Source organism: Kribbella sp. WER1, assembly GCF_054189145.1.
This window is the reverse complement of the sequence record NZ_CM135186.1, coordinates 8107078-8126716: the sequence shown is the minus strand read 5'-3', so window position 1 is coordinate 8126716 and position 19639 is coordinate 8107078. Positions and strand designations below refer to the sequence as shown.

The following is a 19639-nucleotide window of genomic DNA, read 5'->3' as shown; positions in this document are numbered from 1 at the left end:
CGACAGGATGTGCCGGCGTTTCGTCGCCGGGCGGCTCCTGTCGAGCCGCAGATCGTCAGTAGCCGAGGACCGTGCGGTACGCGTCGTTCGCGCGGTCGGCCGCCTGCTGGAGAGCCTTGGCGTCCGGGCCGGCGCCGAGGATCTCGCGGGAGCTGGACGGTACGACGTTGCGGACCGCCGGACCGAACACCTTCGTCAGGCCCTCGGCGGTGCCGCCCTGCGCGCCGAGTCCGGGGGCCAGCAGCGGGCCGTTGATGTCCAGGTTCTCGTCGGTCGAGCTGATGGTCGCTCCAACGACCGCGCCGAACGAGCCGAGGCCGTCGGCGTCCGCGTTCAGCTCCCGCAAACCGTCCAGTACGGCGCCGGCGACGGTCGCGCCGTCGGCGGTCCGGGCGGACTGGAACTGCGGGCCCTCCGGGTTCGACGTGAGCGCGAGCACGAACAGGCCGGCCCCCGCCTCGCGGGCCTCGTCGATCGCCGGCTGCAGCGACCCGAACCCGAGGTACGGGCTGACCGTCAGCGCGTCACACGCCAACGGCCCCTTCTCGGACAGGTACGCCGACGCGTAACCGGCCATCGTGGTACCGATGTCGCCGCGCTTCGCGTCGATGATCACCAGCGCGCCGGCGTCGCGAAGGCGGATCGTCGCCTGCTCGAGGACCGCGATCCCGGCCGAGCCGAACCGCTCGAAGAACGCGGACTGCGGCTTGAACACCGCGACCCGGTCGGCGAGCGCGTCGACCACGCCGTCCGTGAACGAGGCCAGGCCCTCCGCGGTGTCCGGGAGGCCCCAGGCGTCCAGCAGGTGGGCGTGCGGGTCGATGCCGACACACAGCGGGCCGCGGGTGTCCATGGCCGCGCGCAGCCGCGCGCCGAAGGGTTTGTTGTTGCTCATGGCAAGCTCCTGTTGATCTGGCGGATCAGTCCCGGTCCCTTGTAGATCAGGCCCGAGTAGACCTGGACGAGGCTGGCTCCGGCGTCGAAGAGGCGGGTCGCGTCCGACGGGTCGACGATCCCGCCGACGCCGATGATCGGCAGCGCGCCCGCGGTCTGGTGGTGGATGTGCGAGACGACCTTCGCGGAGATCTCGGTGAGCGGACGGCCGGAGAGGCCGCCTGCCTGTCCGGCCAGCGGGTGCGACTCGACGCCCGGGCGGCCGATCGTGGTGTTGGTCGCGATGATGCCGGCGACGCCGGTGTCGGTGCAGACCTGGAGGAGTTCGTCGATCGCGGTCGTGGTCAGGTCGGGCGCGATCTTCACCAGGATCGGCTTCGGGGTGAGGCCGCCGGCTGTGAGGGTGGTGGCCTCGTGGTGCAGCGCGGTGAGCAGGTCGCGGAGGTGGGCCGCGTCCTGGAGTTCGCGGAGCCCGGGGGTGTTCGGGGAGCTGACGTTGACGGCGAAGTAGTCGCCGTACCGGTAGAGGCGGCGGAGCGAGGTCACGTAGTCGTCGACGGCCTGGTCGAGCGGGGTGATCTTCGACTTGCCGATCGAGATACCGAGCGGGTAGCCGAGGTCGCCGTACGCCGCGAGCCGTTCGGCCAGGGCGGCGCTGCCGAGATTGTTGAAGCCCATCCGGTTGATGACCGCTTCATGCTCGACGAGGCGGAAGAGGCGCGGCTTCTCGTTCCCCGGCTGGGGATGCGCGGTGACGGTCCCCACTTCCACGAACCCGAACCCGATCGCGGGCCAGGCCCGCAGCGCGATCCCGTTCTTGTCCATGCCCGCGGCGAGCCCGACCGGTGAGGGGAACCGCACGCCGAACACGGTGCGCGGTGTGGTCGAGCCGTACCGCCGGGCCCCGGCGCGCGGTGCGCCGGGGATCCGGCCGAGGAGGCGGAGGCCGGCCAGCGTCTGCTCGTGCGCGACCTCCGCATCTCCCCTGCCCAGCTTGTACAAGACCGGCCGGACAACCCGTTCGTACGGCGAACGCTCAGGCACCGTGGATCCTCGGGACCCAGTCCTGGAGGGAGCGGACCGCGATGTCGCCGGCGCGTTGGGCCTCGATGCCCTGGACGGCGGCCGCCAGGCCCTGCACCGTGGTGATGCAGGGGATGTTGCGGGCCACCGCCGCGCTCCGGATCTCGTACCCGTCGAGCCGCGGTGAGCCGCCCTGGGTGATCCCGATCGGGGTATTGACGATCAGGTTCAGCTCGCCGTCCTGCACCATCTGGACGATCGTCGGCTCCCCGTTCGGCCCCGGACCCTGGCTGCTCTTCCGGACCGCGACGGCCTCGACCCCGTTGCGCCGCAGTACGTCGGCCGTGCCCTCGGTCGCGTAGATCTGGAACCCGAGGTCCGCGAGCCGCTTCACCGGGAAGATCATGTGCCGCTTGTCCCGGTTCGCGACCGACACGAACACCTTCCCGTCGGCCGGCAGCGGCTGCGAGGCCCCCGCCTGCGACTTCGCGAACGCCGTACCGAACGTGTCGTCGATGCCCATCACCTCACCGGTCGACTTCATCTCCGGCCCGAGGACCGTGTCCACCGACGAGCCGTCGATGGTCCGGAACCGGTTGAACGGCATCACGGCCTCCTTGACCGCGATCGGCGTCGACGCCGGCAGCGTGCCGCCGTCACCCGACGCGGGCAGCAGGCCCTCGGCCCGCAGCTCCGCGATCGACGCGCCGAGCATCACCCGCGCGGCCGCCTTCGCCAGCGGCGTCGCGGTCGCCTTCGACACGAACGGCACCGTCCGGGACGCCCGCGGGTTCGCCTCGAGCACGTACAGCACGTCGCCGGCCAGCGCGTACTGCACGTTCAGCAGCCCGCGGACGCCGACCCCGCGCGCGATCGCCTCGGTGGAGCGCCGGATGTTCTCGATGTCGGCGTTCCCGAGCGTGATCGGCGGCAGCGCACACGACGAGTCGCCGGAATGCACGCCGGCCTCCTCGATGTGCTCCATCACGCCGCCGAGGAACAGCTCGTTCCCGTCGTACAGCCCGTCGACGTCGATCTCGACCGCGTCGTCCAGGAACCGGTCGATCAGCACCGGGTGCTCGAACGCCTCGCCGCCGCCGAGCCGCTCCAGCGCCGCGGTCAGCTCCGCCGAGCTGTAGACGATCTCCATCCCGCGCCCGCCGAGCACGTACGACGGCCGGACCAGTACCGGGAACCCGATCTCCTCGGCGATCCCGTGCGCCTCCTCCGCCGACAGCGCGGTCCCGTGCTTCGGCGCCGGCAGCTGCGCGTCCGCGAGCACCTTACCGAACGCTCCGCGCTCCTCGGCCAGGTGGATCGCCTCCGGCGACGTCCCGACGATCGGTACGCCGGCGTCCGCGAGCCGCTGCGCCAGCCCGAGCGGCGTCTGCCCGCCGAGCTGGACGATCACGCCCGCGACCGGTCCGGCCTGCAGCTCGGCGTACACGATCTCGAGCACGTCCTCGCAGGTGAGCGGCTCGAAGTACAGCCGGTCCGAGGTGTCGTAGTCGGTCGACACCGTCTCCGGGTTGCAGTTCACCATGATCGTGCAGTAGCCGGCCTCGCGGAGCGCCATCGACGCGTGCACACACGAGTAGTCGAACTCGATGCCCTGGCCGATCCGGTTCGGCCCGGAGCCGAGGATCAGGACGGCCGGCTCGGTGCGCGGCGCGACCTCGGTCTCCTCGTCGTACGACGAGTAGTGGTACGGCGTCTCGGCCTTGAACTCGGCCGCGCAGGTGTCGACGGTCTTGTACACCGGCCGGATCCCGAGCGCCTGCCGAACCCCGCGGACGACGTCCTCGGTGAGCCCGCGGATCTCGGCCAGCTGCAGGTCCGAGAACCCGTGCCGCTTGGCGAGCTTGATCACCTCGGGCGTCAGCCGCGGCGCCGCCGCGACCTGCAGCGCGGTCTCGTGCAGCAGGTAGAGCTGGTCGACGAACCACGGGTCGATCTTGGTCGCGTCGAAGATCTGCTCCGGCGTCGCGCCCGCGCGGATCGCGTCCATGATGATCCGCAGCCGCCCGTCCTGCGGCGTCTTGATTGCCTCAAGCAACGGCTCGAGCTCGGTCGACGGCCGGCCCTTCCAGGAGAACCGGGCCTCCGGCTTCTCCAGCGAGCGCAGTGCCTTCTGCAGCGCCTCGGTGTAGTTCCGGCCGATCGCCATCGCCTCGCCGACGCTCTTCATGTGCGTGGTCAGCGTGGCGTCCGCGGCCGGGAACTTCTCGAACGCGAACCGCGGCACCTTCACCACCACGTAGTCCAGCGTCGGCTCGAAGCTGGCCGGCGTCTGCTGGGTGATGTCGTTCGGGATCTCGTCCAGCGTGTAGCCGATGGCGACCTTGGCCGCGATCTTCGCGATCGGGAAGCCGGTCGCCTTCGACGCCAGCGCCGAGGACCGCGACACCCGCGGGTTCATCTCGATCACGATCAGCCGGCCGTCGGCCGGGTTCACCGCGAACTGGATGTTGCAGCCGCCGGTGTCGACGCCGACCTCGCGGATGATGCCGATGGCAAGGTCCCGCATGACCTGGTACTCGCGGTCGGTGAGCGTCATCGCCGGCGCGACGGTCACCGAGTCGCCGGTGTGCACGCCCATCGGGTCGACGTTCTCGATCGAGCAGATGATCACGACGTTGTCGGCCTTGTCGCGCATCACCTCCAGCTCGTACTCCTTCCACCCGAGGATCGACTCCTCGATCAGTACCTCGGTGGTCGGCGACGCGTGCAGCCCGGCTCCGGCGATCCGGCGCAGGTCCGCCTCGTCGTACGCCATCCCGGAGCCGACGCCGCCCATCGTGAACGACGGCCGGACGACCAGCGGGTACCCGAGCTGCTCTGCGGCTCCGAGCACGTCCTCGATCGTGTGACAGATCCGCGACCGGGCGACCTCGGCGCCGAGCTTCTCGACGATCTGCTTGAACGACTGCCGGTTCTCGCCGCGCTGGATCGCGTCCACCGACGCGCCGATCAGCTCGACGCCGTACTTCTCCAGTACGCCGTTGTCGTGCAGCGCGATCGCCGCGTTCAGCGCGGTCTGGCCGCCGAGGGTGGCCAGCAGCGCGTTCGGGCGCTCCTTCTCGATCACCTTCTCGACGTACTCCGGCGTGATCGGCTCGACGTACGTCGCGTCCGCGAACTCCGGGTCGGTCATGATCGTGGCCGGGTTGGAGTTCACCAGGACGACCCGGAACCCCTCCTCCCGGAGCACCCGGCAGGCCTGGGTGCCGGAGTAGTCGAACTCGCAGGCCTGGCCGATCACGATCGGGCCGGAGCCGATCACCAGGACCGACTCGATGTCTGTACGGCGCGGCATCAGTTCCGTCCTTCCATGAGCTCCACAAAACGGTCGAAGAGGTACGCGGAGTCGTGCGGCCCGGCCGCCGCCTCCGGGTGGTACTGCACCGAGAAGGCGAGCACACGCCCGTCCTTGCCGGTGAGCTTGAGCCCTTCGACCACGTTGTCGTTGAGCGAGACATGGCTGACTTCAGCCGTCCCGTACGGCGTCTCGACCGCCGAGTCGATCGGCGCGTCGACCGCGAACCCGTGGTTCTGCGCGGTGATCTCGACCTTGCCGGTCGCCCGGTCCAGCACCGGCTGGTTGATCCCGCGGTGCCCGTACTTCAGCTTGAACGTCCCGAGCCCGAGCGCCCGCCCGAACACCTGGTTGCCGAAGCAGATCCCGAAGTACGGCTTGTTCTGCTCGAGCAGCTGCTTGAGCAGCGTGGTCGGGTGCTCGGTGGTCTCCGGGTCACCCGGGCCGTTGCTCATGAAGATGCCGTCCGGGTTCACCGCAAGCACCTCGTCGAGCGTCGCGGTCGCCGGCAGCACGTGCACCTCGATGCCGCGCTCGGCCATCCGCTTCGGCGTCATCGACTTGATCCCGAGGTCGAGCGCGACCACGGTGAAGCGCTTCTCGCCCTCGGCGGGGACGACGTACGGCTCGAACGTCGTCACCTCGGTCGCGAGGTCCGCGCCGATCATCGGCGGCTGCTCGAGGACCTTCACCAGCAGCTCGTCCGGGTCCAGGATCTCGGTGGAGATGCCGGCCCGCATCGCGCCGCGTTCGCGCAGGTGCCGGGTCAGCGCGCGGGTGTCGATCCCGGAGATGCCGACGATGTTCTGCGCCTTCAGCTGGTCGTCGAGCGACCGGGTCGCGCGCCAGTTCGACGGCACCCGGGCGGGGTCGCGGACGACGTACCCGGCGACCCAGATCCTCTGCGACTCGTCGTCCTCGTCGTTGATCCCGGTGTTGCCGATGTGCGGCGCGGTCTGGGTGACGATCTGCCGGTGGTACGACGGGTCGGTCAGTGTCTCCTGGTACCCGGTCATCCCGGTGGTGAACACCGCCTCGCCGAACGTTTCGCCGGTCGCCCCGTACGACGTGCCGGCGAACGCGCGGCCGTCCTCGAGGACAAGCAAAGCGGGCTGACTCATTGTGCTCCGATCAGAGTCGAGATGGATTCGGTCAGGGCGGCGGTGTCGGCCTTGCGGCGGGGCCGGAACCCGGTGTCCAGCGAGCGGCCGTCGTGGGTCCAGGTGACCACCACCAGGCCGGACTTCTCCGCGGTCACCTTGCCGGCGATCCCGCGGTCGGTCCGGACCCCGGTCAGGTGGTCCACCGGGATGAAGACATCCGCCGCGCCCTGCCGGTGGAAGATCAGGCCGTCCGCACTGACGGCCAGGTCCGCGATGCTGCGGACGCCCAGTTCCTGGACCGCGATCCGGTCCATCCAGTCGCCGGCGCTGGTCGTGGCGACGTACACGCCCTCGACCCCGCGCCGATCGTCGTGCGGCGCCTCGGGCAGCGGCGCCAGGTCGGCCTGCCGGGCCTGGCGGTTCCGCCAGCCCCGGTACATCCCGAAGTAGCCCGCCGCCAGCACCAGCAGCGTGCCGAGAATGCCCAGAAAGGCCTTCACCGGGTCAGCTCACCGTCCAGCACGGTGGGCACGCCCCGCAGGAAGGTCGCGACCACTTTGCCCGGCAGCGTCATCCCCTCGAACGGCGTGTTCCGCGACAGCGACACCGAAGCGTCCGGTACGACGGTCTGCTCGACGCGCGGGTCGTACAGCACCACGTTCGCGGGCGCACCCGCCTCGAGCGCGCGACCGTGGTCCGCGGCCTGCCCGATCGCCGCCGGCCGGAAGCTCATCCGGTCCGCGACGTCGGCCCAGCTGAGCAGCTTGGTGTCGACCATGGCGTGCTGGACAACGCTCAACGCCGTCTCCAGCCCGGTCATCCCGAACGCCGCCGCGCTCCACTCGCAGTCCTTGTCCTCGACCGGGTGCGGCGCGTGGTCGGTGGCGACGATGTCGATCGTGCCGTCGGCCAGGCCCTCGCGGACCGCCTCCACGTCCTCCTTGGTGCGCAACGGCGGGTTCACCTTGTAGACCGGGTTGTACGAGGCGGCCAGGTCCTCGGTGAGCAGCAGGTGATGCGGCGTCACCTCGGCTGTCACCTCGAGCCCGCGGCGCTTGGCGGCGCGGACGATCTCCACCGAGCCCTTGGTGGACAGGTGGCAGACATGCAGCTTCGAGCCGACGTGGGCGTTCAGCAGGATGTCGCGGGCGATGATCGCCTCCTCGGCGACACTCGGCCAGCCGGTCAGCCCGAGGACGCCGGACAGCGCGCCCTCGTTCATCTGCGCGCCCTGGGTGAGCCGCGGCTCCTGGGCGTGCTGGGCGATGACCCCGTCGAACGCCTTCACGTACTCGAGCGCCCGGCGCATCAGCGCGGCGTCCCAGACGCAGTCGCCGTCGTCGGAGAACACCCGGACCCGCGCGGCGGAGTCCGCCATCGCGCCGAGCTCCGCGAGCTGCGTGCCCTTCCGGCCCACGGTGACCGCGCCGATCGGGTACACGTCGGCGTACCCGGCGTCGCGGCCGAGGCGCCAGACCTGCTCGACGACGCCGGCGGTGTCGGCGACCGGGTCGGTGTTGGCCATCGCGAACACCGCGGTGAACCCGCCCTTCGCGGCGGCGCGGGTCCCGGTGAACACGGTCTCGGCGTCCTCGCGGCCCGGCTCCCGCAGGTGCGTGTGCAGGTCGACCAGACCCGGCAGCGCGACCAGTCCGTCGGCGTCGATCCGCGTCGTACCCTCGGGTGCTTCCAGGCCGGTGCCGGCAGCAACGATCTCGCCGTTGTCGATCAGCAGGTCCGCCACCTCACCGCCCAGAACGCGCGCGCCGGTGATCAGGTATGCGGTCATGCCTTCTGCTCCTCTTCGGTACTGCCCGACAACATCAGGTAAAGGACGGCCATCCGGCAGGCCACGCCGTTCGTGACCTGTTCGACGATCACCGAGCGGGTGGAGTCGGCGACCTCGGCGCTGATCTCCATGCCGCGGTTCATCGGGCCGGGGTGCAGCACGATCGCCTCGTCCGGCAGCTGCGCCATCCGGTACCGGTCGAGGCCGTACCGGCGGCTGTACTCGCGGGCGCTCGGGAAGTACGCGTCGTTCATCCGCTCGCGCTGCACCCGCAGCATCATCACCGCGTCGCTCTTCGGCAGCACCGAGTCGAAGTCGTACGACGTCACGCACGGCCAGTTGCTCATGTCGACCGGCAGCAGCGTCGGCGGGGCGACCACCGTGACCTCGGCGCCGAGCGTGCCGAGCAGCAGCACGTTCGACCGGGCGACCCGGGAGTGCAGGACGTCGCCGACGATCGTGATCCGGCGGCCCTCCAGCGAACCGAGGTGCCGGCGCATCGTGAACGCGTCCAGCAGCGCCTGCGTCGGGTGCTCGTGGGTACCGTCGCCGGCGTTCACCACCGAGCCGGTCATCCAGCCCGACGTCGCCAGCAGGTGCGGCGCACCGGACGAACCGTGCCGGCAGACGACCGCGTCGGCGCCCATCGCCTGCAGCGTCAGCGCGGTGTCCTTGAGGCTCTCCCCCTTGCTCACGCTGGAGCCCTTGGCCGAGAAGTTGATGACGTCCGCGGACAGCCGCTTGGCAGCCGCCTCGAACGAGATCCGGGTCCGGGTGGAGTCCTCGAAGAACAGGTTCACCACGGTCCGGCCGCGCAGCGCCGGCAGCTTCTTGATCGGGCGGTCGGCCAGCGACCGCATCTCCTCGGCGGTGTCGAGGATCAGCTGCGCCTCGTCGCGGCTCAGGTCCGCGGCACTCAGTAGATGCTTCACTTCGCCCCCTTGTCGGCAATCAGTACGGCGTCCTCGCCGTCGAACTCGGTGAGGTGCACTGTGACGCGTTCCACAAGGGAGGTCGGCAGGTTCTTGCCCACGTAGTCGGCGCGGATCGGCAGCTCGCGGTGGCCGCGGTCGACCAGTACGGCGAGCTGGACCGCGCGCGGGCGGCCGATGTCGCCGAGCGCGTCCAGCGCCGCCCGGATCGTCCGGCCGGAGAACAGCACGTCGTCGACGAGCACCACGACCTTGCCGTCGATCCCGTCCGCCGGGATGTCGGTGTGCTCCAGGCCACGGGGTGGTTTGAGGCCGATGTCGTCGCGGTACATCGTCACGTCGAGTGACCCTGTGGGTACGCTCTGCCCCTCTACCGCCTGGATCCGGGCGGAGACGCGCTCGGCCAGCGGGACTCCGCGGGTGGGGATGCCGAGCAGGACGACCGGGTCGGCGCCGCGGTTCCGCTCGAGGATCTCGTGGGCGATCCGGGTCAGTGCCCGGGAAATGTCGGAAGCGTCGAGGACCTCGCGGCTACTGCGATTCGGCGGCTGCGTGATCTCGGGGTGCTCTGCGCTCTGGGCAGGGCTCATCGCTACCGTTCCTCCTTTCCTGCCTCTCTGGACAGGTCTTTAAAGGACGTTCGGACCGCTTGACATGGTATCGGATGTGACACGCCGTCTTGACGCTGGCCTACGCTCCGGAATATTGTTACTCTGTGTAATCGAGGGGGGTTTCAAGACCCGGCCCGTTCCGGCAGGCCGGACCGAACGAAACTAGTTGGAGGGAAGAACCAGCGTGCCTAGCGAATACGCGAAGACACTGGGTGGCAAGTTACGCGCCATCCGCCAGCAGCAAGGGCTGTCGCTGCATGGTGTGGAAGAGAAGTCCAAGGGTCGCTGGAAGGCGGTCGTCGTCGGCTCGTACGAGCGCGGCGATCGGGCCGTCACGGTCCAGAAGCTCGCGGAACTCGCCGATTTCTACGGCGTTCCGATCCGTGAACTGCTCCCTGGAAACGCCAGCGCGGCCGCTGCGGCTGCCGCTCCGCCCCGGTTGATCCTCGACCTGGAGGCTCTGCAACACCTCGACGCGAGCGAGGCCGGTCCGCTGACGCGGTACGCGGCCACGATCCAGGCTCAGCGCGGGGACTACAACGGAAAGGTGCTGTCGATCCGTCAGGACGACATGCGCACGCTCGCGGTGATCTACGACGAGTCGCCGACGACGCTGACCGAGCGCTTCATCTCCTGGGGAGTCCTGAACCCCGAGGCGAAGGGTGACGTCGAGGAGTCGTCCGAGGCTGCCGGCGCCTGATCGGCCACCGAAGGCACTTGACGGTCGGGGCTTGTAGCAGCTGGCCCGCGGCCGCCCGCCTTCACTCACACGGGGACGAAACGGAGGCCCGGGACCGTACCGAGACGGTCACCGGGCCTGGTAGCAGGAACTCGGCAGCAACGCAGAAACAGCAGAACGAAGAGGGTCTCGCCCCCTCGGGTCTACAGACCCAGCGTCGGCTTGAGCTGCAGCAGTCTCGCCAGCAGCCCGTTCACGAACGTCGGGGACTCGTCGGTCGACAGGTCCCGCGCCAACGCCACCGCCTCGCTCACCGCGACCACGTCCGGGACCTGGTCGTCGTACAGCAGCTCGTAGGCACCGATCCGGAGGATGTTCCGGTCCACGGCCGGCATCCGGTCCAGCGACCAGCCCACCGAGTGGGTCTCGAGCAGTTCGTCGATCTGCTCGACGTGCTTCGCCACTCCCTCGACCAGCGCCACGGTGAACTCGTTCACCGGCGGGTCGTTGTCCGCCACCCGGTCGGCCAGGGTGCCGCCAACCGGCAGCCCCCTGACCTCGGACTCGAACAGCACGTCCAGTGCGCGCTTGCGGGCCTTGCTACGGGCAGACATGTGCTGTTGTCAGCTTTCGGTCGTCAGGAGTTGACGCGGCCGAGGTAGTCCCCGGTCCGGGTGTCCACCTTGACCTTCTCGCCGGTGGTCAGGAACAGCGGCACCTGGATGTCGTAGCCGGTCTCCAGACGGGCCGGCTTGGTGCCGCCGCTGGAGCGGTCGCCCTGCAGACCGGGCTCGGTGTACTCGACGAGGAGCTCGACCGAGGCCGGCAGCTCGACGTACAGCGGCAGGTCGTCGTGCACGGCGACGATCGCGTCCTGGTTCTCCAGCAGGAAGTGCACGGCGTCGCCGACCACCTCCGGCTGCAGCTGGAGCTGCTCGTACGTCGACTTGTCCATGAAGACGTAGGCCGTGCCGTCGTTGTACAGGTACGTCATGTCACGCTTGTCGACCGTGGCCACGTCGACCTTCACGTCGGCGTTGAAGGTCTTGTCCACCACCTTGCCGGACAGCACGTTCTTCAGCTTGGTCCGGACGATGGCGCCGCCCTTGCCCGGCTTGTGATGCTGGAACCACACGACGGACCAGAGCTGGCCGTCCAGGTCGAGCACCATGCCGTTCTTGAGGTCGTTCGTCGATGCCACGCGGGTATGCCCTTCGAATTCGATCAGCGGTCAGAGTGCGTCCGAGGTCCCAGCGCCGTAGCGAGCAGGTGCTCGGTGCGGTGCATCGGCGTGCGAGGGCGAAGGGTTCGACGCGGAGCATCGTGCCCTTTGCACCCGTGCGGCGAGGTGCCGTGCCGAGCGCCGAGCAGTAGGCGGTGGGGCCTCGGACGCACTCTTACACGAGATTGTAGCGGTCACACCGGGCTTCCTCCGATTCGGCGGACCTGGGTGGGCTTAGGCTGGATGCTCGATCGACGACGGAGTGCCAGGAGGCCGGCTGATGACGGGGTTCGTGATCTTCGTCGTGGTGATGATCGTGCTCGGGCTGATCAACAAGGCGAAGCAGCAGAGCGGTGGCGGCAACGCCAAGCAGAACGCCCGGATGCAGGCGCTGGTGCAGAAGATCCAGGCACAGCAAGGCGGCAGCCAGCCGGTCCAGTTCCAGGGGCAGTACACCCAGGCCGCCGGACAGGGCGGCCCGCCGCCGGCTCCTGGTCAGCCCTCGTTCCCGGCGCAACCCGGCACCCCGCAGGGCAGCCAGCAGGCCGCGGCCGTCCTCCAGCAGCTCCTGCAGAACGGTCGGCAGCCGGCCCGCCCCGGCGAGTGGGCTCCCCCAGCCCAGCAGCCGTACCAGCAGGCGGGCGCCTACCAGGCCCCCGGCCAGTTCCAGCCCGCCCAGCAGTACCCGGTCCAGTACAACCCGGCGCCGTACCAGCCACCGGCCCACCGTCCGCCGCAGAACCACCTGCCGTCCAGCAACCAGGACCTGGACGCCCGGGTGCGCGAGTTGATGAACGCGAACAACGAGGTCGGCGCCGTCCGCCTGCTCAGCGAGGAACGCGAGCTCGGCCTGCTCGAGGCCCAGCAGTACGCGCGCTCCCTGGTCGCCCCGAAGCCTTCCGCCACCCCGGAGAAGGCGGACGAGCCCGACGAGGACGACGGCCGGTACGTCGGCTCGGCGGCCTTCGCGGAGTCGATCTTCAACCTCGACGACCGCGAGGAGAACGTCTGGGCCAGCGGCTGGGTGGACACCCCCGAGCCCGACGACCGCTCCGACATCGACGAGCTCTGGCGGACCGTCGGCAACCCGCCGCGGCCTACGCCTCCCACTGCACAGTGATGTAGCTGTGCCGCCGGGCGATGTGGAACCCGGGCGGCAGCTCAGCACCTAGCGGGTGGATCTGGAACGTCGGATGCTGCCCGTCCCACCGACGCACCTCGGACAGCATCCGGTCGATCAAAACCCGCGCATCCGGCCCGTGGCCGCTGCAGCCGAGCTCGACGTGTGACCGGTGCCGGCCGGTCCGTCTGGTCAGGTAGGCCAGGCTGTCCGCCGTCGCGACAGCAGCCACGCCGTCCCCGTCCAGGACGCAGTACCCGGCCAGGTTGCACGCCAGCCACAGATACAGATCCAGCAACGGCTCCTCACGATCCACGGACAGCCCGGACCACTCCCGCTCGCGTCGCTGATCCAGTACGTCGCCCTCCGGGTGCGGCTCGTCGACCTGGTCCTCGTCGTACGTCAGCCCGTCCTCGGACCGCTCGTAGTGCGCACCGGCCCCCTGCATGCTGACGAATCCGCACAGCGTCGCCGACCTGCTCTCCAGGTGCTCCCCCACCAGGTCGAACGCCACCGACCGCGTCTGCCCCCGGATCCGCAGCGGTACGACGATGCGCCCGTCCGGCCGGAGCTGCCGCAGCCACGCGGGCGCGACCTCCCACGCGGTCACCGTCACCACGATCCGGTCGTACGGCGCCCGCCCGGGATCCCCGAACTCGCCGTCGGCCTGGACGACGGCCACGTCGCCGTACCCGGCCCGGTCCAGCGACGCCCGCGCCCGCAGCGTCACGTCCGCGTCGATGTCGACCGTCGTCACCGCGCCGTCCGGTCCGGCCAGCTCCCGCAGCAGCGCGGCGTTGTAGCCGCCGGAACCGATCTCCAGCACCCGGTCGCCCGGCCGGATCGCGGCCTGCTGCAGCATCAACGCGATGATGCTCGGCTGCGACACCGAGCTCGTCAGCACCCCGGCCCGGTCCTGCTTCATCGGCACCACGTCGTCGGCGTACGCGACCTCCAACGGGACATGCGGCACGAACAGGTGCCGCGGTACCGCCTGGAACGCGGCGGCAACCCGCCGGTCGTTGATCGTGCCGGCCGCGGTCAGGTGCCGGACGAGGGCCGTCCGCAACGAGTCCGCGCCGGCGCCGGTCATGGTCAGTCCCGCTTGTCCCCGAGCGATTCCAGCAACGCCCGCAGCAGTCCGGCCAGCTGATCCCGCTCGGCCGTCGACAGCCCGGCGAGCAACTGCGCCTCGGTGTCGACATGGGTCGGCAGCACTTTGTCGATCAGCTCGAGCCCCTTCGGTGTCAGCGTCACCTGGACACCGCGCCGGTCGGTCTCACTGGGCGCGCGGGTGACCAGTCCGCGGGCCTCCAGCCGGTCGAGCCGCTGGCTGATGGCGCCGGACGTGACCATCGACGAGTGCATCAGCCCGGCCGGGGTCAGGCTGTGCTCGGGGTTGCTGCGGCGCAGTGTCGCGAGCACGTCGAAGGACGCGCGGTCCAGGTCGTGCTTGGCGAAGTTCCGCCGGAGCTCGGCGTCGAAGAGCGCGCCGAGCCGGCTCATCCGCCCGATGATGCCCATCGGCGAGGCGTCCAGGTCCGGCCGCCGCGCGCGCCACTGCTCGAGCACCAGGTCGACGTGATCTGCCATCCCCCCAGCCTAGCGCCGGATCGCTTAGCGGTGAGAGACTTGAAACTACCTTAGTGCTGAGATATTTTGTCTTAGTGCTAAGCAATCGACGAACTCTCATCCTGCTGATCACGGCCATCGCGCCGATGTTCTGGGGTACGACGTACCTGGTCACCACCGAGCTACTCCCGCCGCACCGTCCGTTGCTGGCCGCGCTCCTCCGCGCGTTGCCGGCCGGCCTGGTGCTGGTGGCGATCACCCGGGTCCTGCCGCGCGGCAGCTGGTGGTGGCGTTCGCTGGTGCTGGGCACGCTCAACATCGGCGCCTTCAACGCCCTGCTGTTCGTCGGCGCCTACCGGCTGCCTGGCGGCGTCGCTGCAACCGTTGGGGCCATTCAGCCGTTGCTAGTCGCACTCCTGTCCGCAGCCCTGCTCCGTCAGCGTCTCTCCCTGCACACCGTGCTCACTGCTATCGCCGGAATCTTCGGCGTTGGCCTACTGGTACTGCGTGCCAGCGCCCGGCTGGACGCGTGGGGCGTGCTGGCTGCCGTCGGCGGGGCAGTCGTGATGGCGTTCGGCGTCGTACTCAGCAAGCGCTGGACGTCGCCTGCTCCCCTGCTGGCCACTACGGGGTGGCAGCTGGTCGCTGGCGGGCTGGTACTGCTGCCGGTCACGTTCCTGGTCGAAGGATCGCTCCCTGACTTCACCCTGCGGAATCTTGCGGGCTACGCGTACCTGACCGTGTTCGGTTCGGCTGTTGCCTATGCCCTGTGGTTCCGGGGGCTGCGGGAGCTCGCTCCTACCGAAGTCACGTTCCTGGGGCTGCTCAGCCCGGTCGTTGCGACCACACTGGGCTGGCTGGTTCTCAACCAGCACTTGACGGCACTCCAGGCCCTTGGCGGTCTCATCGTGCTGGCAGCACTGATCGGCGCACAGATCCGCCGTACGCCTGTCGTTGTCGAGAAGCCGCGGGTGCTCGTCGGATGAGGATGCTCGTGTGGGGCGCATCCGGCGCCGTCGGCAGCCGTGTCGTCCAGGAAGCAACAGCCCGCGGTCATCACGTCGACGGCGTCGGCAGATCCGGGCCGACGCTCCTGCGCGGCGACGCGTCCAACGCGGACGACGTGGCGCGATTGAGCGCCGGGTACGACGTGGTGATCAGTGCGACGCGTCCGCGCGACGGCTTTGAAGGCGAGCTGGTGGACGCCGCCAAGGGGCTCCTGGCCGGGCTTCGGGTGACGGGCGTGCGGCTGATCGTCGTCGGTGGTGCTGCGAGTCTGCTCGTGCCGGGACAGGAGGTGCTGCTGATGGATTCGCCCGAGTTCCCGGCCGCACTGCTGCCGATCGCGCGCGCATGTGCGGCGCAGTACGAGCTGGTGCGCGCAGTCGACGGGCTGGACTGGACCTATGTGAGCCCGCCGGCCTCGCTCGAGCCGGGCGTCCGGACCGGGCGCTACCGGACGGGCTACGACCACCTCGTCGGCGCGGGCATCTCGCTGGAGGACTTCGCCGTCGCACTCGTCGACGAGGCGGAGCAGGCCCAGCACATCCGGCAGCGCTTCACCGTCGGGTACTAGATCAGCCCCTGGCGGAGGGCGTACGCGACGGCGTGCGAGCGGTTCCGGAGTTGCAGGCGGCTCGTGATGGCGTGCAGGACGTTCTTGACCGTGCGCTCGGAGTACGACAGCTCGCGGGCGATCTCCTGCGTGTCCTTGCCGTCAGCAACAAGTTGCAGTACCTGCGTCTCGCGGTCGGAGAGCCCCGCGTGCGGCAACCTCCGGACGCGCGGCACCTGCCCGAGCAGGCGGCCCAACAGGTGTGTCGGCAGCCCGCCGTCTCCTGCCGCGGCAGCCTGCACCAGGTGCAGGATCCGGTCCGCGGTCGCCTCGGTACGACGCAGTACGCCGGAGACGCCCAGCTCGACCGCCGTCATCAGCGCGTCGTCGTCGATCGAGCTGCCGATCAGCACGAGCCGGTCGCACCCGCGCTCGGTCGCACACCGCAGTACCTGCACCGCCACCGCGTCGACCGCATCCACGGCGATCAGCGCGACCACGCCCGGACCCGGCTCGTCCGTCAGCGAGACTTCCGGACGGCGCTCCAGCGCGTGCACCAGGCCGAACTGCGACAGCGGGTCGAGTGCCTGCACCCAGACCGGAATCGTCATCGTTGTCCCCCATCGCGCCGAGTGATGTCCACACTCACCCTGATGCCCGATGAGGCACGTTGGTTACGAATCCAGGGTGGTGAGTGCGCGCAGCGCCAGCCGGTACGAGTCGAGGCCGAAGCCGGCGATGGTCCCGGTCGCCACCCCGGCAACGACGCTGGTGTGCCGGAAGTCCTCGCGGGTGGCCGGGTTCGTCAGGTGGATCTCGATCAGCGGCGCGGTCCGCTGCGCGATCGCGTCCCGCAACGCGTATGAGTAATGGGTGAAGGCGGCCGGGTTCAGTACGACGGGGGTCCGGTCGTCGGCGGCCTCGTGCAGCCAGCCGACCAGCTCCGCCTCGTCGTCGGTCTGCCGGACGTCGACCTCGAGACCGAGCTCCGCGCCGGTCTTCTCGCAGACGTCGGTCAGCTCGGCGAACGTCGTCGTCCCGTACTTCTCCGGCTCCCGCGACCCCAGCCGCCCGAGGTTCGGCCCGTTCAGTACCAGCACTCGCTTGCTCACAGCGATCACCCTAGTCGCTCGAACGCCTGCTCGGCCTCGGCCACTGCGGTCGGGTACCTGGCGTCGGCGGACTGGCCGCGCGAGACCGCGTCCCAGTTGCGGTACGCCAGGATGCGCCGGGTCGACAGCAGTTGCGCGGCCAGGAGCTCCGCGTCCAGGTCGCCGCCGAGTGCTGTGGCGAGGGCGCGCTCGTCGTCGTCCATGAACTCGCGCAGCCTGGTCGCGAGCGCCGGCGTACTGAACACGAGGCTGTAGTAGGTCACGACCTGAGGAAGGTCGTTCAGCCCGGTGGTCGGCTCGCGGTTGGCGAGACCGGCCAGGAAGAACGTCCGGAACGCCTCGGCCGGCGGCTCGGACGACGCCTCGACCACCCGGGCCACCTCCCCCTGGTGGTCCTCGATCCGGTGCATCACCAGGTCTTCCTTGCTCGGGAAGTACTTGAACAAGGTCGGCTTGGACACCTCGACGACGGCCGCGATGTCGGCCACCGGGACCGCGTCGAAGCCGTGCTTGACGAACAGATCGATCGCCGCCTGCGACAGGGCGTCGTGCGTCTGCTGCTTCTTGCGCTCACGAAGTCCGGCCATACGACCTATGTTAACCTAGACAAAAGATTAACCGAGTTAATGTTTTGAGGCGATGATGCGAGACCTGACCGCGGAGCGGGCGTACGCCGACGACTGCCGCGCGGCGCTGCGCCGGATGGTCGCGGGCGCCCGCGAGAACGTCGCCGTCGGCGAACACACCTGGGGCGACCGATACACGGCCGAGCGCCTCGGCTACTACCTGAAGACGCTGGCCAGGGACATGGGCGAGGAGGGCGACAACCCGCCGTTCTTCGGCGTGACCGCGTACGGCCCGGACGCCGGCGATCACACCAGGCAGACGTACTACCTCGGCCGTCGGCACATCTCCGACGCGATCGGGCGGCCGCCGCTGGTGATCGACTGGCGCGCGCCGGTCTCGGCCGCCTTCTACCAGGCGTCCGCGGTCGAGCCGCGCGGTATCGACACCCGCCGCCGCTTCGGCTGGTCCGCGAACACCCTGACCAGCTTCGAGGACGAACACCTGAGCTCCGGCGCCCCGTCCGGCGCGAGCGACCTGGTCCGCCAGGAGATCGAACGCGCCCGCGTCGGCCCGATGCGCGACATCGTCGCGACCATCCAGCCCGAGCAGGACACCCTCGTCCGCACCGACCTCGACATCTCGGTCTGCATCCAAGGCGCCCCCGGCACTGGCAAGACCGCGGTCGGCCTGCACCGCGCGGCGTACCTCTTGTACGCGCACCGCTCCCGCCTCCAACGCAACGGCGTCCTCGTCCTCGGCCCGAACCAAGCCTTCCTGCACTACATCTCCGCCGTCCTCCCGACCCTCGGCGAGGTCGACGTCGAACAAACCACGATCGAGCAACTCCTCGACCGCGAGGTCCACGCCGCCGACGAACCAGCCGCCGCCGCGATCAAACACGACGCCCGGATGGCCGAGGTCCTCCGCGACACCGTCTACCGCCGGATCGGAACGCCGGACCAGGCCGTCGTGGTTGTCGACGAGTCGTACAAATGGCGGGTCAACCAGCACGAGTTCGCCGAGATGCTGGTCGAGACCCGAGCCGACGCGACGACGTACCTCACCGGACGCGAGCGCCTGATCGCGCGCCTCGTCGCCGCCCTCCAACGCCAGGCCGAGTCCCGCGGCCAGAACTGCAACGCCGCCTGGCTACGACGAATGACCCGCGCCGTCACGCCGTACGTCGAGTCGGTATGGCCACTCCTCAAAGCCGACGACGTGCTCGCCTCCCTGCTGAGCGATCCCAGCGAAGCGACGGCTCTCACTGCCGAGGAACAACAAGCAATCACCTGGCCAAGACCCCGAAAGGCGAAGACCGCCCGCTGGACCGCCGCCGACGCCGTACTACTCGACGAACTCGACGCCCTACTCGAACGCGGCCCGGCCTACGGCCACGTCATCGTCGACGAAGCCCAGGACCTCTCCCCCATGCAATGCCGCGCGATCGCCCGCCGCAGCGACCACAACTCGATCACCGTTCTGGGCGACCTGGCCCAAGGCACGACCTCCTGGGCCGCGACCGACTGGCACGAACAACTCACCCACCTAGGCAAACCAACCGCCGAAATAGTTGCCCTAAGCACCGGCTACCGCGTCCCCGCAACCGTTGTCGACCTGGCCAACCGCCTCCTGGCAACGCTGGCCGTCGACGTCCCACCGACCCGCTCGTACCGCTCCGACGGCGAGCTGACCATCACCCAGGTCGACGACCTCCCCACCGCCTGCGTAACCGCCGCCCAGCACGCCCTGAAAACCGAAGGCTCCATCGGCCTGATCGCCGCCGACCACCAGCTCCCCACCCTCACCGAAGCCCTGAAATCCGCCGGTCTGGAACCAACCACCCCCACCGGCAACGGCCGCCTGGCAGCAGTCCCAGCAACCCTCGCCAAAGGCCTCGAATACGACCACGTAATAGCCGTAGAGCCCGCCGAAATCATCACAGCCGAACCCCGCGGCCCCAACCGCCTCTACGTAGTCCTAACCCGAGCTGTCTCCCGCCTACAAGTCCTCCACCACCAACCCCTACCCCCCGAACTAAACCCCCAACACCCACCCCGCTGACAACCACCCCTGCCGCGCACATCGCCACACCCGACCACACGCGACGCCGACGCGGGCACCGCACCCGCTCGACGTTGTATGCC

Annotated in this window: 20 protein-coding genes; 5 read left to right on the top strand and 15 right to left on the bottom strand. The window is 69.6% G+C overall.

Annotated features, from left to right (window positions below; translation table 11 throughout):
• Window positions 1–55: 55 nt before the first annotated feature.
• From pyrF to pyrR, 8 genes are read right to left on the bottom strand one after another with little or no spacing between them, the layout of a single operon-like run.
• Entirely contained in the window at window positions 56–895 is an 840-nt protein-coding gene (pyrF, locus tag ACXJJ3_RS39585; RefSeq protein ID WP_458167138.1) for an orotidine-5'-phosphate decarboxylase, read from the bottom strand.
• Window positions 892–1938 carry a quinone-dependent dihydroorotate dehydrogenase gene (locus ACXJJ3_RS39580; protein ID WP_458167137.1) on the bottom strand — a complete coding sequence of 349 codons (1047 nt, stop codon included), beginning with the start codon at window positions 1936–1938 and terminating at the stop codon, window positions 892–894. Before ACXJJ3_RS39580 ends, pyrF begins: the two co-directional genes overlap by 4 nt.
• Window positions 1931–5233 (bottom strand): carbamoyl-phosphate synthase large subunit, encoded by a 3303-nt coding sequence (gene carB, locus ACXJJ3_RS39575; protein ID WP_458167136.1) that lies wholly within the window; start codon window positions 5231–5233, stop codon window positions 1931–1933. The genes ACXJJ3_RS39580 and carB overlap by 8 nt, the downstream gene beginning before the upstream one ends.
• Window positions 5233–6354, bottom strand: coding sequence for a glutamine-hydrolyzing carbamoyl-phosphate synthase small subunit (gene carA, locus ACXJJ3_RS39570; RefSeq protein WP_458167135.1), 1122 nt, complete (start codon window positions 6352–6354; stop codon window positions 5233–5235). Before carA ends, carB begins: the two co-directional genes overlap by 1 nt.
• Window positions 6351–6836 carry a PH-like domain-containing protein gene (locus ACXJJ3_RS39565; RefSeq protein WP_458167134.1) on the bottom strand — a complete coding sequence of 162 codons (486 nt, stop codon included), beginning with the start codon at window positions 6834–6836 and terminating at the stop codon, window positions 6351–6353. Before ACXJJ3_RS39565 ends, carA begins: the two co-directional genes overlap by 4 nt.
• Window positions 6833–8125: a dihydroorotase gene (locus ACXJJ3_RS39560; protein WP_458167133.1), complete on the bottom strand. Its 1293-nt coding sequence runs from the start codon at window positions 8123–8125 to the stop codon at window positions 6833–6835. The genes ACXJJ3_RS39565 and ACXJJ3_RS39560 overlap by 4 nt, the downstream gene beginning before the upstream one ends.
• Window positions 8122–9057, bottom strand: coding sequence for an aspartate carbamoyltransferase catalytic subunit (locus tag ACXJJ3_RS39555; protein ID WP_458167131.1), 936 nt, complete (start codon window positions 9055–9057; stop codon window positions 8122–8124). Before ACXJJ3_RS39555 ends, ACXJJ3_RS39560 begins: the two co-directional genes overlap by 4 nt.
• The gene (pyrR, locus tag ACXJJ3_RS39550; protein WP_380199166.1) at window positions 9054–9647 is read right to left on the bottom strand and encodes a bifunctional pyr operon transcriptional regulator/uracil phosphoribosyltransferase PyrR; all 594 of its coding nucleotides are present in this window, start codon (window positions 9645–9647) and stop codon (window positions 9054–9056) included. The genes ACXJJ3_RS39555 and pyrR overlap by 4 nt, the downstream gene beginning before the upstream one ends.
• A gap of 205 nt (window positions 9648–9852) precedes the next feature.
• Here pyrR and bldD point away from each other — a divergent pair, with 205 nt between their 5' ends.
• Window positions 9853–10368, top strand: a complete 516-nt coding sequence (gene bldD, locus ACXJJ3_RS39545) for a transcriptional regulator BldD (protein ID WP_141851350.1) — start codon at window positions 9853–9855, stop codon at window positions 10366–10368.
• A gap of 182 nt (window positions 10369–10550) precedes the next feature.
• Here the strand turns inward: bldD and nusB are convergent, their stop codons facing one another.
• Both nusB and efp read right to left on the bottom strand, forming a co-directional pair.
• A complete protein-coding gene (gene nusB / locus ACXJJ3_RS39540) occupies window positions 10551–10961 on the bottom strand; it encodes a transcription antitermination factor NusB (protein ID WP_458167130.1) in 411 nt (136 codons plus the stop codon).
• A 23-nt stretch (window positions 10962–10984) separates the two neighbouring features.
• Window positions 10985–11548 (bottom strand): elongation factor P, encoded by a 564-nt coding sequence (gene efp / locus ACXJJ3_RS39535; protein WP_458167129.1) that lies wholly within the window; start codon window positions 11546–11548, stop codon window positions 10985–10987.
• A 301-nt stretch (window positions 11549–11849) separates the two neighbouring features.
• Here efp and ACXJJ3_RS39530 point away from each other — a divergent pair, with 301 nt between their 5' ends.
• Window positions 11850–12689, top strand: a complete 840-nt coding sequence (locus tag ACXJJ3_RS39530; protein WP_458167128.1) for a hypothetical protein — start codon at window positions 11850–11852, stop codon at window positions 12687–12689.
• Here the strand turns inward: ACXJJ3_RS39530 and fxlM are convergent.
• Together fxlM and ACXJJ3_RS39520 are read right to left on the bottom strand one after the other, a co-directional pair.
• On the bottom strand, window positions 12667–13782 hold the full coding sequence (gene fxlM, locus ACXJJ3_RS39525; protein WP_458167127.1) for a methyltransferase, FxLD system: 1116 nt from the start codon (window positions 13780–13782) through the stop codon (window positions 12667–12669). The two genes, ACXJJ3_RS39530 and fxlM, sit on opposite strands and share 23 nt — an antisense overlap.
• Before the next feature lie 2 nt (window positions 13783–13784).
• Window positions 13785–14282, bottom strand: a complete 498-nt coding sequence (locus ACXJJ3_RS39520; RefSeq protein WP_458167126.1) for a MarR family winged helix-turn-helix transcriptional regulator — start codon at window positions 14280–14282, stop codon at window positions 13785–13787.
• 74 nt (window positions 14283–14356) lie between these two features.
• Between ACXJJ3_RS39520 and ACXJJ3_RS39515 the strand changes: the two genes are divergently transcribed.
• Window positions 14357–15247, top strand: coding sequence for an EamA family transporter (locus ACXJJ3_RS39515; protein ID WP_458167125.1), 891 nt, complete (start codon window positions 14357–14359; stop codon window positions 15245–15247).
• A complete protein-coding gene (locus tag ACXJJ3_RS39510) occupies window positions 15244–15837 on the top strand; it encodes an NAD(P)-dependent oxidoreductase (protein WP_458167124.1) in 594 nt (197 codons plus the stop codon). The genes ACXJJ3_RS39515 and ACXJJ3_RS39510 overlap by 4 nt, the downstream gene beginning before the upstream one ends.
• Here the strand turns inward: ACXJJ3_RS39510 and ACXJJ3_RS39505 are convergent.
• The 3 genes from ACXJJ3_RS39505 to ACXJJ3_RS39495 all read right to left on the bottom strand — a co-directional run bounded on the left by ACXJJ3_RS39505 (window position 15834) and on the right by ACXJJ3_RS39495 (window position 17515).
• Window positions 15834–16427, bottom strand: a complete 594-nt coding sequence (locus ACXJJ3_RS39505; protein WP_458167123.1) for a helix-turn-helix domain-containing protein — start codon at window positions 16425–16427, stop codon at window positions 15834–15836. The two genes, ACXJJ3_RS39510 and ACXJJ3_RS39505, sit on opposite strands and share 4 nt — an antisense overlap.
• Before the next feature lie 63 nt (window positions 16428–16490).
• Window positions 16491–16928, bottom strand: coding sequence for a type II 3-dehydroquinate dehydratase (gene aroQ, locus ACXJJ3_RS39500; RefSeq protein WP_458167122.1), 438 nt, complete (start codon window positions 16926–16928; stop codon window positions 16491–16493).
• Window positions 16929–16933: 5 nt separating this feature from the next.
• A complete protein-coding gene (locus ACXJJ3_RS39495) occupies window positions 16934–17515 on the bottom strand; it encodes a TetR/AcrR family transcriptional regulator (RefSeq protein WP_458167120.1) in 582 nt (193 codons plus the stop codon).
• 52 nt (window positions 17516–17567) lie between these two features.
• Here ACXJJ3_RS39495 and ACXJJ3_RS39490 point away from each other — a divergent pair, with 52 nt between their 5' ends.
• Window positions 17568–19556 carry a HelD family protein gene (locus tag ACXJJ3_RS39490; RefSeq protein ID WP_458167119.1) on the top strand — a complete coding sequence of 663 codons (1989 nt, stop codon included), beginning with the start codon at window positions 17568–17570 and terminating at the stop codon, window positions 19554–19556.
• The last annotated feature ends 83 nt before the right edge of the window (window positions 19557–19639 follow it).

What these genes read in the sequence shown, in the direction of transcription:
- ACXJJ3_RS39490 (WP_458167119.1), top strand. Translation starts at nt 17,568, where the DNA reads ATGATGCGAGACCTGACCGCGGAGCGGGCGTACGCCGACGACTGCCGC.
- pyrR (WP_380199166.1), bottom strand. Translation starts at nt 9,647, where the DNA reads ATGAGCCCTGCCCAGAGCGCAGAGCACCCCGAGATCACGCAGCCGCCG.
- ACXJJ3_RS39505 (WP_458167123.1), bottom strand. Translation starts at nt 16,427, where the DNA reads ATGACGATTCCGGTCTGGGTGCAGGCACTCGACCCGCTGTCGCAGTTC.
- ACXJJ3_RS39560 (WP_458167133.1), bottom strand. Translation starts at nt 8,125, where the DNA reads ATGACCGCATACCTGATCACCGGCGCGCGCGTTCTGGGCGGTGAGGTG.
- nusB (WP_458167130.1), bottom strand. Translation starts at nt 10,961, where the DNA reads ATGTCTGCCCGTAGCAAGGCCCGCAAGCGCGCACTGGACGTGCTGTTC.
- fxlM (WP_458167127.1), bottom strand. Translation starts at nt 13,782, where the DNA reads ATGACCGGCGCCGGCGCGGACTCGTTGCGGACGGCCCTCGTCCGGCAC.
- pyrF (WP_458167138.1), bottom strand. Translation starts at nt 895, where the DNA reads ATGAGCAACAACAAACCCTTCGGCGCGCGGCTGCGCGCGGCCATGGAC.
- ACXJJ3_RS39520 (WP_458167126.1), bottom strand. Translation starts at nt 14,282, where the DNA reads ATGGCAGATCACGTCGACCTGGTGCTCGAGCAGTGGCGCGCGCGGCGG.
- carB (WP_458167136.1), bottom strand. Translation starts at nt 5,233, where the DNA reads ATGCCGCGCCGTACAGACATCGAGTCGGTCCTGGTGATCGGCTCCGGC.
- ACXJJ3_RS39510 (WP_458167124.1), top strand. Translation starts at nt 15,244, where the DNA reads ATGAGGATGCTCGTGTGGGGCGCATCCGGCGCCGTCGGCAGCCGTGTC.
- ACXJJ3_RS39495 (WP_458167120.1), bottom strand. Translation starts at nt 17,515, where the DNA reads ATGGCCGGACTTCGTGAGCGCAAGAAGCAGCAGACGCACGACGCCCTG.
- ACXJJ3_RS39530 (WP_458167128.1), top strand. Translation starts at nt 11,850, where the DNA reads ATGACGGGGTTCGTGATCTTCGTCGTGGTGATGATCGTGCTCGGGCTG.
- carA (WP_458167135.1), bottom strand. Translation starts at nt 6,354, where the DNA reads ATGAGTCAGCCCGCTTTGCTTGTCCTCGAGGACGGCCGCGCGTTCGCC.